This window comes from Clostridium sp. FP1 (assembly GCF_011065975.2).
Classification (GTDB): Bacteria; Bacillota; Clostridia; order Clostridiales; family Clostridiaceae; genus Clostridium_AD; species Clostridium_AD tagluense.
Map to the genome: position 1 here is coordinate 1,812,635 of NZ_JAAMNJ020000001.1, position 15,069 is coordinate 1,827,703.

Here is a 15,069-nt window from a genome sequence, read left to right on the forward strand (position 1 = left end):
TGGGAGCATTTGGCTATTTAACATCTATAGTCATGTTTTTTAATACAGTATAATGACATTTATACCATTCATTATCAGGTTCTATTTCACAGGCTATTTCTGCAAAGCGTAAGGCCATTATGTTATTTCCCATAGCCATATATACTTCAGACTTTCCAAAGTAGGCAGCACTTTTACTTATATGAATTTTAATTGCTTCATTATATATTTCAAGAGCTTCTTTTTTATTGCGAAGTGTTAGTAGCATATTAGCTTTACCACATAGTGCCTCATAAAAAGTAGGACACAGGTTTAGGCAGGTTTCAAAGCATTCTAAAGCCTCTCTAAAATCATTAAGAAGAGCTAAGAACTCTGCTTTTTTAAAATGTATATTTATATTTAAAGCATCCTCCTCAAGAAGCTTTTCACAATAGTAAACGCATTTATCAAAGTCACCAGTTAAATCATGTATGTCAATTAACTTCCAATAACCTTTTGCATCACCAGGAACTAGTTTTAGGTACTTTTTTATGCATTTTTCTGCTTCGCAGGCTTCATACATATCAATATGAGCTTGACCTTTCACAAGATAGGCCTGTGCATATCCATTATTTAAAAAAATGGCTTTATCAAAGTCTTTAAAGGCTTTTTCAATTTCTCCATCATTAAAAAAACCTTTGCCTCTTTCTATATATTCGCGAGCTAGAGTATCATTATTGTTTAAATTAATATTATTTTTCATTAACCTATTCCTTTCATGTATGTTCATACATTACAATTATTGACACAAAATAAAACAGTATACATGAAATCCATATGGAATAAAAGTTTTTTTGATTTTATATCTATAAGGTTCAGGCTTGTTATTTATAGGAATGTGTTTTATAATATTTCTAACAATTACACAGCTTTGGACAAGATAAGAAAAGGAATAAGTTTATATTAAGGGGGAACTAACATGGGGAAAATTGTTAAATGTTCAATAATAATTTGTGATGATTTTAATGGTGTGCTCATTGCAGCTAGGGGTAAAAAGAAATTACAAAAGATATGGAGTATTTTTGGTAAAGATATAAAAGGCAAGGAAACTTCGGAACAATGTGTTACTAAAACAATAGATAAAGATTTAAATTGTACTATATTTGATCTTGCGCCATTTAAAGAATATGTTTTAGATAAAGACAGTGGAGATACTTTATTGGTTTATACTGGCAAGGTTAAACACTATATAAATAAGCACAAGGACATAAATCAAATTAAGTGGATTACTGAAAGAGAATTGGATATGTATGATTTTGCTAGTGGTGAAAAAGAAATACTAATAGATTTATTTAACGACATTTCAGAAGGAAAGACTTTTTAGTAATAGTATTTAATATTTTTTGAATTATGGAATCATAAAAATATTAGTCTTTAGATTAACATAGAAAACTACCAAAGTGTATAATCACACTTTGGTAGTTTTTAAAATATATCTTAGTCTAAAATCCGTTTTTACTTACTATATTACTTCTCTCATACTGAATAGGCCATTTTATACTTTCTCCTAATTGACTAGCGGCAGCAAATGCCCAATAAGGATTTCTCAAAAGTTCTCTACCTAAATATACCAGATCAGATCTTTTATTGTTTAAGATTTCTTCTGCCATTAAGGGGGAAGTTATAAGGCCACCAGCTATAGTTGGAATATTACATTGGTTTTTAATTATTTCGGAACAACAAATTTGATATCCTGGATAGGTAGATATTCTTGCAGGTACTGTTCCACCAGAACTAATATTAACTATATCTATGCCCATATCTTTTATTAGATTTATAAGTGTTGCGGTATCCTTTGCAGTGTTTCCACCCTCAGCGTAGTCTTCTGCAGAGACTCTTAATTGTAATGGTTTAGTTTGAGGCCAAACAGTTTTTACAGCTTGTATAATTTCGCTTAAGAATCGTACCCTGTTCTCATTTGAACCTCCATATTCATCTTTTCTTTTATTGGTTAAGGGGGATAAAAATTGTCCTATCAAGTACCCATGGGCACCATGTAATTCCAATAAATCAAAACCAGCAGCTAATGATCTTTTAGCAGCAGATTTAAATAAAATTATAGTATTTTTAATATCGTCTTTTGTCATTTCGTTAGGTAGCCTATAATGTTCATTAAAGGCTATAGGGCTTGGAGCTATAATTGGATAGGAAAGAGTTTCAGATTTTCTTCCAGCATGATTAATTTGAATACCTATTTTTGCACCATATTTATGACACTCATTTACTATATTTGATAAATTTTTAACATGTTCTTCAGACCATATACCTAAATCCTTATCAGTTATACGTCCACCAGGCTCAATTCCTGTGGATTCTACAATGATAAGCCCCACACCACCAATAGCCCTAGTTGAATAATGTACAAAATGCCAGTTGTTTGCGAGTCCATCCTCATCATTACAAGAATCCATGCACATTGGTGCCATGACTATTCTATTTTTTAAATCCATATCTTTTATTTTAAAATTGCTAAATAACTTTGACATTGCTAATCGCCTCTTTCTTATATAGTATAATAATAAATTATTTGAAAAATATGAAATTATAGTCTCATCTAACTATTGACTTATTATATATAAGTATATCATTGTTGAAAAGATAGTAAAGTATGCACTTTATAAATACAAGGTATCATAAATGATATTGCATAAAAACGTATTTATATAAAATAGTTAGTATTAAAATACAATTTAATATTTTTGTTCATTTTGTACTTACATATACTTACATAATATTCATATTTTATCTTGTTATATTTTTATCACATATGATATACTGAATTCGTTGAATAATATGACATATTAAAAAAATAATATTAATGGGGGTATTCACATGAAAATTAAAGCAATAATATTATCATTAGCTGTAGGTGCTACTTTACTAGTAGGATGTGGTGCTAAAAAAGAAGCAACACCAGCACCAGCAAAAACAGAAACAGTAGCACCCGCAACAACCAAAACTGATGTTGTAACAACAGCATCATTAGTAAATACTGAAGCAGCTTTTGAGAATGGAATAAGCAGTAAGGGTACATGGATTATTGCAACTTTAAAGGATTTAGCTATTAATAAGGAGCTTGTAGTTGAGGGGGAGTTTAAAAACGGTAAAAAAGATGCGAGTGGTAAAGAACTTATACAACGTAAGATAGCTCTATATACACAAGATGAAAAGTATGTCATAACTGCTAGATTTACTTTGACTGCGCCAAAATTAACTTTTAAAAGTCCTATGGGCAGCATAGAGCATGGAACTTTTAAGGGTGACCTTTATGTTTCAGCAAGTAACTTTCAGTTAAAAGATGCTACGGTAGAAGGAAATGTATATTTTACTACAGATGAAGCTAAATCTACATTTAAAATGGATGATAAAAGTAAGGTAACTGGAGTTCAAGAATTAAAAAAATAAATTATACAGCTTACTTTTAAAAAAACAGTCAATCTAAATGGATTGGCTGTTTTTTCAGACCTGAAGCATAAAAATATAGCCCTTGTATATCAAGGGCTATAAGTTTTTTTTTGAAAAACTTTTTCTTAAATGCCCCTGGACAATACTATAGCTCAAATGTTATGATAACATTGGAAAGGTAGGTGGGGCACAATATGGACAAAATTATCATGGCATCCTCCGGACGAAATTTCACTTCTGAAGATATAGAACTTATCAAATGGACAAGAAATAAATATTCTCATTTATCAAGAAGAGAATTAGCAGGCACTGTATGCGAGTTTCTAAACTGGACTACGCCAGCTGGAAGGGCCAAAACACCTCAATGCGTAGCATTTCTAGTGGAGTTAGAAAAAGCTGAAATTATTGAATTGCCACCTGTAATTATTAAGTCAAAAAAAGTATCAGTATCAATAATACCGGACTTTGATATAGATATCACTCCTATAATAGGAGACCTAAAAGATTTTGAGCCAATAAACTTAGAGATTGCAAGAGCCGGAGCCCAATTGAAACTGTGGCGAAAATATGTTAATGATTATCATATGTTAGGAGATAAGCAAGTATTTGGTTCTAGATTATACTATTTTGTTAAAAGTGGAGACAAGAAGCTTGGGTGTCTTCAATTTTCCGCGTCAGCGTGGGCACTTAAATCACGTGATGAATGGATAGGATGGAGTATCGAAGATAAAAATGTAAGACTTCATTTTATACTGAATAACAGTAGATTTTTAATATTTCCTTGGGTTAATATCAAAAATTTAGCAAGTAAAGCGTTAGCTTTATCCATAAAACAAATTCAAAAAGATTGGCTCAGAGAATATTGTTATTCGCCAGTGTTATTAGAGACCTTTGTAGATACCTCTCAATTTGCGGGTACATGTTATAAAGCTTCGAACTGGACATATCTAGGTCATACCAAAGGGCGTGGCAGAATGGACAAAAATACAGAGATGTTATTACCTCCCAAAGCTATCTATATGTATCCACTCCAAAAGGATTTTAAAGATTGTCTTAAGGGACTTAAACCATGCAAGGTGGTGAATCCTGATGAGTAGAGCAGAGGAACGACAGAAAAAAAGGGAACAGGAAAAAGAAGTTAAAAACAAAGAGTTAGAAGCCAAAGGAGTTATTATTTCAAGGCAAGATTATAGAAAGAAAAAAAATATAGCTAATAAAAAATGCAGCTATAACACAGCTGAAGAAGAAATGATGGATAGACAGGAAACCACAGAAGCAGCCTTAAAGGTTTATCGTAGAGTGCTACCATTACTTCTTAAAAGAATGAGTAAAATCAAAGATCCTAGACAAACAAAGAAAATAAAACATAGTTTAACAGTACTTATGATATATGGAATATTCATGTTCGTATACAATGTGTCTTCATTAAGAAATGCCAATAAAGAAATGAGTTTACCAATATTTTTTGATAATATGAATGCTATGTTCCCAGATTTTGAAACTATGCCCCATTCAGATACCTTGAGCAGACTTTTAGAGAAAATAAAGGTGGAAGAAATAGAAGAAAGCATGTTAGTGTTATTTGAAGAACTTGTTAAAAAGAAGAAATTTAAAAATCATTTAATAAATAAAAGATATGTCATAGCCATAGATGGTACTCAAAAATTCATGAGAAATGAAAAATGGTCACAGGAATGTTTGGAGCGTCATGTTGGTAAAGAAAAACAAGAACAATTCTATGTATACGTTTTAGAGTCAGTGGTTATTTTTAATAATGGAATAACTTTGCCATTAATGAGCGAATTTTTAAACAATGAGGAGTATAAAGATGTTAGCGCTGATAAACAAGACTGTGAACGCAAAGCTTTTTATCGGTTTTCTAAAAAAGTAAAGGCAAGGTTTCCAAAACTCAAAATTACAGTAACAATGGATGGTCTTTATGCTTGTGGACCTGTAATAAAAATCTGCCGTGATTATGGATGGGACTTTATGCTTGTATTCAAGGAAGGATCAATGAGAAATACTTGGAAAGAAATGATGGGACTTATAAGGCTTACTCCTGAGAATACAATTAAGTATAATTATGAATCTAGAAATCAGGTTTATAGGTGGATTAATGATGTTGAGTATACATATGGTGATAACGGCAGAAGCAAAACAATGCTACACGCAGTAACTTGCAAAGAGACTTGGGAAGAAACAAGCAGAACTACTGGTAAAACTGAACTAAAATCAGCTAGATATGTATGGATATCTGGTAAAGAGCTTACTAAAAGTAATGTAGAAAATCGGTGTATTAAGATCGGACGCTATCGATGGAAAATTGAAAATAATTTTCTTGTGGTGAAACATCAAGGATATCAATATGAACACTGCTTTTCCTACAATTGGAATGCTATGGTTGGATTTCACCATCTTATGAAAATAGGTAGATTCATAAATGTGTTACTTGTAAACAGTGAATTTCTAGCAAAAAAGGTTATGCAGCTAGGCATAAGAGGATTAATAACTTTTATTTTCAAAGCATGTACAGGAGATATTCTTAATAAAATACGCCTGTCGGCAATAGCAAAAGACAATAGGTACCAGTGGAGACTAGTAGATTAGTTGGTAATGAAATTTTCATTATTGATTAAGGGCGTATGCCCTTGGTGATTAGTATGAATTTAATGTATGTAAATATTTATAGTGCTCTTTAGCGAGGGTCTTTTTGGCGTTCAGTTTATTACCAAAAGTGAACTATGAAAATGAATTGAAGCTTATTTTATCAGCAATATTATATAAAAAAATCTGCGAATCACAAATAGTAATAGTAATTTATAATTTTAAGTTAAATTACTGCTTCAAAAAAAATCATGCTTCAGCTCTGCTGTTTTTTTGTGCCACTTGCCACGTGGGTGCCGCCAATGGTATAATAAAATAATAAAAATATGTTTAAAATAGAAAGGTAAATAAGAATGATAAAATTTAAAAAATTAGGGCTTAATGAAGATATTCTAAGCATGCTCAAAATTCAAGGAATAACTGAGCCAACTCCAGTTCAAGAGCAAAGTATCCAATTAATAAAGGATGGTAGTGATGTTATAGCGGAGGCTCAAACGGGTACGGGTAAGACGCTTGCGTTTCTACTTCCGATGTTTGACAATATGTCCGCTGATATAAATACAATTCAAGGATTAATAGTTACACCTACAAGAGAACTTGCAATACAGATAACTAGCGAAGCTAAGAAACTTGCAGAAGGTAAAAATTTAAATATCTTGGCTGCTTATGGTGGTAAGGATATAGGAGTGCAATTAAAAAAACTAAAGGGAAATATTCATTTAGTCATTGCAACACCAGGAAGATTAATAGACCATCTAAGGCGAGGTACAGTGCAACTTGATAAGCTGAGGACATTAGTATTAGACGAGGCAGACCAAATGCTCCTTATGGGATTTAAAAATGATATTGAAGATATCATAGAAAAAACACCTAAAAACAGACAGACATTATGCTTTTCGGCAACTATGGGTTCAGATGTGAAAAAGATGGCATATAAGTATATGAACGACCCTAAAGAAGTAATTATTAAAAAGGAACAAACAACTCTTAAAAATATAAAACAATTTTTAATAGAAACCACAGATAGAAGAAAGCAAGAAGATTTATGCAGGGTTTTAGATGAAGATAATCCATTTATGGCTATTATTTTTTGTAGAACTAAAAGAAGAGTGGATGATCTTGAAATGGCTCTTTATAAAAAAGGTTATAATTGTAAAAAACTACATTCAGATATAACTCAATCGAAAAGAGAAAAAATAATGAAAGAATTTAAAAATTGTGATATACAATATTTAATTGCTACGGATGTTGCAGCTAGAGGTCTTGATATAAATGGAGTTAGTCATGTTTATAACTACGATATACCTGAAACTGCCGAAGGCTATATACATCGTATAGGAAGGACTGGAAGAGCTGGAGAAGAAGGACATACATATTTATTTGCAGCTCCAAAGGATAAATTTATTTTAGATTCTATAGAAAAGAAAATAAAGGGTCAAATTCCTAGAAAGATATTATAGTGGTTTTTTAATGTATAATAGATAATTCATTATGTAAAATAATTGAAATCATAAAGCACTTAAAGTTGGTTTAATAGCCAATTTTAAGTGCTTTTAAAAAGTTAGTGATTTTTCTATGCTTTCACCAATAAAAATGTAGTTAAATAAATTTTTTAGCACTCTTCCAATGTTTAGAAGCTAAGTCATATTTTTTAAAATCTGGTATATCTCCCTTGGTTTCAACTAGTGCTTTAGCTACTTTTTTTAAATCATTTCGTGTTTTGCATTTAAAAGAATTTGACTCCTCTATTGATCGCATTGCGTCTTCCACCATTCCTTGGAACTTATTCATTATAAACCCTCCTTCAATTATTGTTTTTTATAAATAGATAGTAATTACGTAAACTTTAATTGCTCCATGGTACATATAGTTTTAACTAATTAAAATGCTAATATACTTATTAATCCTCTGAAAAAATAGACGGGCATACTGACTAGTTGTTTTTGAATATGTTTTATACTTTCTAATAAAAAAGTATGTAGCACATAATAATACTATGTGCTACATACTTTTTTCAATATATTAAGTTATGATTTTTAGTTTTACTATACGATTTTTACTGGTGTTTTGTATAATAAATTTTGTATCATTATAAAGTATCGTCTCACCTGTATTTGGAAGACGTCCATGTATTCCAGTAACAAAACCACCTATGGTATCAAAATCTTCAGACTCTATATTTAGGCCTATCATTTCATTAACCATGTTTATCCTAGTATTACCAGCAACGATAAATTCATCTTCTTTGACAACTTCAATTTGATCAGTATCATCGTCATATTCATCGTCGATATCTCCAACAATTTCTTCTACTAAATCTTCAATTGTTACGAGACCGGCAGTACCACCATATTCATCTAATAAAATAGCTATAGGCACTCTTTTTAAACGCATATCAGCAAATAAATCCACAGTGCTTTTAAACTCGTATGTAAAATAAGGTACACGCATATGTTTCTCTATAGTAAATTCTTCTATTTCATTTTCGAAGAAAATTAAATCTTTAAGATATAGAACTCCAATAATATTATCAATAGTTTCTTGGTATATAGGAACCCTAGAAAATTGTTCTTGTTTAAAGATTCTTATGAGTTCTTCATAAGTTGAGTTTATATTTGCTACAATCATATCAGTTCTTGGAGTCATAACATCTTTTGCTTGTGAATCTCCAAATTCAAATACATTATAAATCATTTGCTTCTCTTCGCCTTCTAAAACCCCTTCTTCATGGCTTACACTGACCATAGTTTTTAATTCTTCTTCTGTAATAAAGGGTCTCTGCTTACCAACTTCTCCACCTAGTATTTTTATAAATGCATTTGTAATATAAATTAAGACTGTAATAAGTGGATTTAAAATGAAGGTAATTAGACTTATTGGACGAGCAACTTTTAAAGCAACTTTTTCGGAATTTTGTGCAGCTAATGACTTCGGTGTTATTTCACCAAAAATCAATACAAAAATTGTCATTATAGCGGTTGCAATACCTACTGCAGAATCCCCTAAAGAGGGTCCTAAATATTTAATTGCCAAGGAAGTTGCTAGTGCAGAAGCACCGATATTGGCCACTGTATTTCCTACCAAAATACCGCCTAAGAGTTTACTTGGATTTTTAAGTAGTTTATTTATTAGTGCAGCACCTTTAATTTCTGATTCTACCATGTGCCTTAATCTGATTTTGCTTAAAGTCATAAGTGCAGTTTCAGAGGAAGAGAAAAAGGCTGAAAATCCTAATAAAATCACTAAAGATAAAATTTGCCACGTACCATCGGGGTCCATAATATGTTCACACTCCTTAAGATATAACCTAAAAAAATTATATCATAAAATGAGGGATATTCAAATAAATTTATCATTAATATTTTTAAATATTGTATTATATTGTATACATGTACATTTATTTAAAGCCCAATACAAATTAGCAAAGTGTTTTTTTTGCTGATATTAAAATAATTTTTAAATACTGCAGAATTATAATTATAAAGAAAGCTATTAAAAAAAAGTGATAAGTTAGAAGTATCTGAGGTTTATAAAAAAATACATAAAATAGACAGATTAAATTCCATAGAAAAAGAGTACTTATAGGTCTTATAAGTGAATTTTTTGTTTTTTTAGTATAACAATATATTATAAAAATAATACAAAAAATTATTCCTGAAAATAATAAACTTCGATAAACAAATGTGAAGGTGGAAGTGAAAATTTCTTTTGAGAACATATCTTTTTTAAAAACTAAATATCTCATGACTCCCATTTTTCTATCCGACAAATATTGTAGCATCAAAGGTGGAACTAATATAAGTAATTGTAATAGAGTAATTATTCGTTTAAGTATTGTGGTTGTAGATATTTTCATATATTGCACCTTTCTCATTACATTATGTTTGCTATTCAATCATAACACAAAAGGGCAATATTTTGAATATGCCCTTTTGTGTTATATTTATTATTTAGTTTTTGGTTCACCTTTTTCTACAAGGTTTTTAGGGTTCGAGCTCCATTCATACCATCCATTACTGTACAATGAAATGTTTTTTAGTCCAATTACATCAGCATAGGTTAGAACTTCAGCGGCTCTCCAACCAGAACCACAGAAGAAGGAAAGTCTTTGGTCTGGAGTAATTCCTTGCTCTTTCCACATAGCTAGTATTTCGTCTTTATTACGCATAGTGTTATCTATGTTTCTATAATCTTGCAAATGATTTGCATCGCTACCAGCATGACCCCAAGTAGATCCAGCTGGTCTTCCCATGAATTTCAAATCACTATAACCAGATATCTTGCCAGTATATTCATCCCAGCTTCTTATATCTACAAGCTTACTACCAGCTTTATCTGCTAATATTTCTTTTGCACTGTTTATGTCTATTATATATCCCTTATTTACTGGTACAATAGCGCCAAAAGAACTTACCGGTTTTTTTGCATTCGAAATTGTTTCTGTTTCATAACCAGCATTTCTAAAGGCAGCGGTTCCACCATTTAAAACTCGAACATCTTTAACACCGATATACTTTGCTATTGCAGCAATTCTAAAAGATGCCATTGGGTCAGGTCCGTATAGAACAATTGTTGTGTCTGGAGTTAATCCATTTTTTTCTGCAAATGTTTGAAGAGCAGCATCGGAGTTAATACTCCAAAGTGGAGCTGATTCTATTTCGTCTGTATTTATGTGCACAGCACCTTTTATATGTCCTTTTACGTAATCCTTATCTTTAGATTCGACGCCCCAAGCAACTTCGAAAATTTTATATTTATCATTAGTATAAGTTTCTGGTTTTTTACCATTAACTAAGTCATTTACAAATGAAGGTGGAACTAACATTTGATAGTTTGCATAGTTTTCCATTGGAAGACTATTATCAGCAGCCCATTGTTTAACATTATATGTATAAATATTTATTATTCCTTTTTGTTTTAAGTATGCTGCAACGGCCTGTGTATCTTTTCCGTTTGCATCGCAAAGTACAACATTCTTATCTCCTAAAATATTCTTTGTTTTTAAAGCTTTTTCTAAAATTTTATCCTTTTCCTTATCTTCTACCTTTAACCAATTAGCAGAAAAATCCGTAGCACCTTTTATGTGTCCACCACGTACCACATCATCTAGCTTCCAACCATTAAAGGCGTCATTTGATCTTGTATCCACTATTACCCAGTCCTTGTTTCCTAGTTTGTCTTTTAAATCTTTAGTGCTTATAGATTTAATCCCTGATGCACTATTAGTTGTCGTGTCTTTTTTTACCTCTTTATTATTTGAACACCCAATAAAAGACATTGCAGTAGTTACAGTAATAAGAGTAGCTAACGTAAGTTTTGTAAATTTTTTCATAATAATCCCTCCTAAGCAGAAGAATTCTATCATATTACGACAAAATATACTAATTTTTTTTTCTGATAAGTAACATGTTAACTATTTGAATTTTCTATAGTTATGATATGTTATTCTCTAAAAAACCAAAATTAATGCAATTAAGCATGTTTTTTTTGTTGGTATTTATCAAATGAAGGGAATTTATAGTATATATAGTATATGAAATGTCACTTTATATGTTATTATATATGTGAATATATAGTTGTAAACCTTACTATAAAGTACAATTAAAAAGGAGCTAATTCATGCCGAAAACTAAGTCGCATAAAATTAAGTTATTTATTTTACTATCAATAACTTTAATTATTATTATTACAATGATTAAAGGAAGTAGTGAGATTAGTCATACAGAAAAGAATGTTCCATTGGCAGTGAATGGGGTATTAGACCTGAGAAATTGGGATTTTAAAGAGGATGGTATGATAAAACTTAATGGAGGATGGGAGTTTTATGATAATCAATTACTTTTGCCTAAGGATTTTCAAAGAGATGCCAAAAAAAATCCTAGTTACGAACATTTACCAGGCATTTTCGGTAATCAAGGATATTGCACATATAGATTAAAGCTGCTTATGAATAATAAAGAGGAGCTCTATTCAGTAAAGATAGATTTTATACAAAATGCATATGAACTTTGGGCTGGAAATAAATTAATAACCTCTATTGGACAAGTGGGGAAAGCTAAAAATGAAATGGTTCCACAATTAGCTCCAGCTATAGGATCCTTTTATGTAGAAAAAGGAGAAACATATTTAGTCCTTAGAGCTAGTAATTTTTATAATGTATATGGATATATAGATACATTAGTATTGGGGAAATCAGAAGAAATTACAGCTATGAGAGAGAAAAAGATAGCCATAAGTCTATTTCTTTTTGGCTGTTGCATAATGGCTGCTATATATAGTTTTGGAGTTTTTATTAATAGGAGGAAGGACAAGGCTCAATTATATTTTGCAATGATTTGCGTAATAATTGCCATTAGAACGTTATTTGTGGGGGAAGGATTCTTAATTTCACTATTACCCAAACTTAATTATATCTTTTCTACAAAAATAAAGATATGGACCTTTTATTCATACATCCCCTTCATTATTTTGTGTATAGATAAATCATATGAAAAAATAATGTCACCTAAATTAGTTAAAACATCTAATTATATAGCTTTGATTTATACATTAATTGTAATTTTTATTCCCGTTCAATATTACTTATACTATATAGCGCCTTTTGAAGCATTTGCACTGCTATCTATATTTTATATGATGTGCAAAATCTCTAAAATATACATAGAGCAGGGAGAAACTGACTATATAGTTGTGGTAGGCTTGTTTGCACTTTTTATTACAAGAATTAACGATATATTGTATGAATACAGTATTATATTTACTGATTCATTTGCGTCCCTTGGCATATTAATATTTATTATTGTAAATTACTATGTTTTAGCAAAGCACCAAGCTAATGAGCTTTCAAGTGTTGAGAATATTAGTGCTAAACTTAAATCTTTAAACGATCTAAAAGATGATTTTCTTGCGGTAACTTCTCATGAGCTAAAAACTCCATTGAATGGAATTATTGGTTTAACAGAAGGAATAGTTACTAATAAAGGCGGCAATTTAGATGGTGAGCTTAGAGAGGATTTATTTTTGGTAAACTCTAGTGCTAAAAGATTATCTAACTTGGTCAATGATATGATGACATTTTCTAATCTTAAAAATAATGAAATTGTATTACATAGGAAACCAGTTAACATAAGTAATGTGATGGAGATGGTAATAAAATTTAGCCGAATGGCTCTAAATAATAAAAATGTTATTTTTTCCAATATGATTGACAAAGATGCACCTTATGTATTTGGGGATGAAGATAGAATACAGCAAATTCTATATAATTTACTGGGCAATGCTATAAAATTTACACATGCAGGAAAAATAACATTGTCTTATGCTAAAGTAAATTCTTTTATTGAGATTTGTATAACAGACACAGGAATAGGAATTCCAGAGCAGAAGCTTCATAAAATTTTTAATAGGTATGAGCAGGTGGATGGAATTTCAGAAAAATATGGTGGTACTGGAGTAGGACTTTATGTAACTAAACAACTTATTCAAATACAAGGTGGTACTATATCAGTTTCCTCAACTATAGGAAAAGGAAGTAAATTTATCTTTACTATTCCATTATGTACGGAAGAGGACCTAAGGGCTAATACAAAGGAAAGTCACCAAAATAAAAATAATTTAGAAATAGTAGCTGAATATTCAAAGCACTTAGAGTTAAAACCTAATTTAGTAAGTATATTATTGGAGCATGAGAGAAAAATTATTAATGAAAATATAAAATTAACAAGCAGTGATAAATATAGAATTTTAGTAGTCGATGATGAGTATGTGAATCGTAAGGTATTAAAAAATTATCTATCAAAGGACACATTTGAAGTTTTAGAAGCTTCTTCCGGCATAGAGGCATTGAGGATAGTAGGAGAGGATGCAGATTTGGATTTGGTAATTCTTGATATGATGATGCCAGATATTTTAGGTTATAAAGTATGTGAGATTATTAGGAAAAAACATTCCATTTTTGAATTGCCAGTGCTAATTATGACTGCGGATAGTAGCCTAGAGCACTTAGTTATATCTTTTGAATGTGGTGCAAATGATTATTTAAGGAAACCTTTTAATATGAATGAGCTAATGTGTAGAATAAACACTTTGATAACTTTAAAGCATTCAGTAAGGCAAGAATTATCCTTAGTACATGAGCTTGGAATAGCTAATAACCAAGTTAAGCAGCTTAGTATTCAAAGTGCAAAAACTAGTAAACGGGTTGAAGAACTTATGGCATACGATAAGGTCAAAACGGAATTTTTTGCTAATTTGTCACATGAACTTAGAACGCCTCTAAATGTAATTTGTAGCACAATACAATTAATAAGATCGCTTGATGGATCAAAAAAACTAGGTGATGAAAAGATAAAGTATTATATCAATATCATGAATCAAAACTCCCTAAGGTTACTTAGACTTATAAATAATATAATAGATACAACTAAAATAGAGGCAGATTACATAAGCCTTCAATTAAAAAATGGAGACATAGTCTATGTTGTAGAGGAAATATCGCAGTCTGTAGCTGAGTATATAAAAAACAATGGAATAACCCTTATATTTGATACTGATGTAGAAGAAAAGACTATTGCATTTGATGAAGAAAAAATAGAAAGAATTATGTTGAATTTACTATCTAATGCAGTTAAATTTACAGAGGAAAATGGAAGTATTCTAGTTAATATATATGATAAAGGTGATTTTATTGAAATATCTATAAAGGATACAGGCATTGGAATTCCAAAAGATAAGTTGGAATTTATTTTTGAACGTTTTGCTCAAATTGATAAGTCCACATCAAGAGAGAATGAAGGTAGCGGAATAGGACTAGCCTTAGTAAAGTCTCTTGTAGAAATGCAGCATGGGGAAATCCATGCAAAGAGTATTGAGGGATTAGGAAGCGAATTTATAATAACACTACCAGTTAGAACAATTGATATGAATCAAGAAGAAGATAATCTTAAAAATAAAAAGGTATTTGAAACAAACCATAAAGAAAATTTAACCATAGAGTTCTCTGATATTTACAAATAGATTTATTGCATATAAAATTATTGTAAG

Annotated in this window: 11 protein-coding genes; 6 read left to right on the top strand and 5 right to left on the bottom strand. The window is 30.6% G+C overall.

The features are described from left to right. Positions 1-13: 13 nt before the first annotated feature. Positions 14-721, bottom strand: coding sequence for a tetratricopeptide repeat protein (locus G9F70_RS08785; RefSeq protein ID WP_164944872.1), 708 nt, complete (start codon positions 719-721; stop codon positions 14-16). 216 nt (positions 722-937) lie between these two features. On the opposite strand from G9F70_RS08785, the gene G9F70_RS08790 reads away from it, so the two are divergent. Further along, entirely contained in the window at positions 938-1,342 is a 405-nt protein-coding gene (locus G9F70_RS08790) for a hypothetical protein (protein WP_164944871.1), read from the top strand. 118 nt (positions 1,343-1,460) lie between these two features. Here the strand turns inward: G9F70_RS08790 and namA are convergent, their stop codons facing one another. Then, positions 1,461-2,504 carry an NADPH dehydrogenase NamA gene (namA, locus tag G9F70_RS08795; protein ID WP_164944870.1) on the bottom strand — a complete coding sequence of 348 codons (1,044 nt, stop codon included), beginning with the start codon at positions 2,502-2,504 and terminating at the stop codon, positions 1,461-1,463. A 346-nt stretch (positions 2,505-2,850) separates the two neighbouring features. Between namA and G9F70_RS08800 the strand changes: the two genes are divergently transcribed. From G9F70_RS08800 to G9F70_RS08815, 4 genes are all read left to right on the top strand, one after another. Continuing rightward, on the top strand, positions 2,851-3,423 hold the full coding sequence (locus G9F70_RS08800; protein ID WP_164944869.1) for a hypothetical protein: 573 nt from the start codon (positions 2,851-2,853) through the stop codon (positions 3,421-3,423). 194 nt (positions 3,424-3,617) lie between these two features. Next, entirely contained in the window at positions 3,618-4,520 is a 903-nt protein-coding gene (locus tag G9F70_RS08805; RefSeq protein ID WP_164948080.1) for a Druantia anti-phage system protein DruA, read from the top strand. After that, the gene (locus tag G9F70_RS08810; protein WP_164948081.1) at positions 4,513-6,030 is read left to right on the top strand and encodes a transposase family protein; all 1,518 of its coding nucleotides are present in this window, start codon (positions 4,513-4,515) and stop codon (positions 6,028-6,030) included. Before G9F70_RS08805 ends, G9F70_RS08810 begins: the two co-directional genes overlap by 8 nt. A gap of 350 nt (positions 6,031-6,380) precedes the next feature. Continuing rightward, positions 6,381-7,487 carry a DEAD/DEAH box helicase gene (locus G9F70_RS08815; protein ID WP_164946357.1) on the top strand — a complete coding sequence of 369 codons (1,107 nt, stop codon included), beginning with the start codon at positions 6,381-6,383 and terminating at the stop codon, positions 7,485-7,487. Positions 7,488-7,626: 139 nt separating this feature from the next. Here the strand turns inward: G9F70_RS08815 and G9F70_RS08820 are convergent, their stop codons facing one another. From G9F70_RS08820 to G9F70_RS08830, 3 genes are all read right to left on the bottom strand, one after another. Further along, entirely contained in the window at positions 7,627-7,818 is a 192-nt protein-coding gene (locus G9F70_RS08820; RefSeq protein ID WP_164946356.1) for a hypothetical protein, read from the bottom strand. Between the two features lie 231 nt (positions 7,819-8,049). Beyond that, positions 8,050-9,306 carry a hemolysin family protein gene (locus tag G9F70_RS08825; protein WP_164946355.1) on the bottom strand — a complete coding sequence of 419 codons (1,257 nt, stop codon included), beginning with the start codon at positions 9,304-9,306 and terminating at the stop codon, positions 8,050-8,052. Between the two features lie 667 nt (positions 9,307-9,973). After that, positions 9,974-11,359 carry a sulfurtransferase gene (locus G9F70_RS08830; RefSeq protein ID WP_164946354.1) on the bottom strand — a complete coding sequence of 462 codons (1,386 nt, stop codon included), beginning with the start codon at positions 11,357-11,359 and terminating at the stop codon, positions 9,974-9,976. Between the two features lie 287 nt (positions 11,360-11,646). Here G9F70_RS08830 and G9F70_RS08835 point away from each other — a divergent pair, with 287 nt between their 5' ends. Further along, positions 11,647-15,042 carry an ATP-binding protein gene (locus tag G9F70_RS08835; protein WP_164946353.1) on the top strand — a complete coding sequence of 1,132 codons (3,396 nt, stop codon included), beginning with the start codon at positions 11,647-11,649 and terminating at the stop codon, positions 15,040-15,042. Positions 15,043-15,069: the final 27 nt, after the last annotated feature.

What these genes read in the sequence shown, in the direction of transcription:
- G9F70_RS08785 (WP_164944872.1), bottom strand. Translation starts at nt 721, where the DNA reads ATGAAAAATAATATTAATTTAAACAATAATGATACTCTAGCTCGCGAA.
- G9F70_RS08790 (WP_164944871.1), top strand. Translation starts at nt 938, where the DNA reads ATGGGGAAAATTGTTAAATGTTCAATAATAATTTGTGATGATTTTAAT.
- namA (WP_164944870.1), bottom strand. Translation starts at nt 2,504, where the DNA reads ATGTCAAAGTTATTTAGCAATTTTAAAATAAAAGATATGGATTTAAAA.
- G9F70_RS08800 (WP_164944869.1), top strand. Translation starts at nt 2,851, where the DNA reads ATGAAAATTAAAGCAATAATATTATCATTAGCTGTAGGTGCTACTTTA.
- G9F70_RS08805 (WP_164948080.1), top strand. Translation starts at nt 3,618, where the DNA reads ATGGACAAAATTATCATGGCATCCTCCGGACGAAATTTCACTTCTGAA.
- G9F70_RS08810 (WP_164948081.1), top strand. Translation starts at nt 4,513, where the DNA reads ATGAGTAGAGCAGAGGAACGACAGAAAAAAAGGGAACAGGAAAAAGAA.
- G9F70_RS08815 (WP_164946357.1), top strand. Translation starts at nt 6,381, where the DNA reads ATGATAAAATTTAAAAAATTAGGGCTTAATGAAGATATTCTAAGCATG.
- G9F70_RS08820 (WP_164946356.1), bottom strand. Translation starts at nt 7,818, where the DNA reads ATGAATAAGTTCCAAGGAATGGTGGAAGACGCAATGCGATCAATAGAG.
- G9F70_RS08825 (WP_164946355.1), bottom strand. Translation starts at nt 9,306, where the DNA reads ATGGACCCCGATGGTACGTGGCAAATTTTATCTTTAGTGATTTTATTA.
- G9F70_RS08830 (WP_164946354.1), bottom strand. Translation starts at nt 11,359, where the DNA reads ATGAAAAAATTTACAAAACTTACGTTAGCTACTCTTATTACTGTAACT.
- G9F70_RS08835 (WP_164946353.1), top strand. Translation starts at nt 11,647, where the DNA reads ATGCCGAAAACTAAGTCGCATAAAATTAAGTTATTTATTTTACTATCA.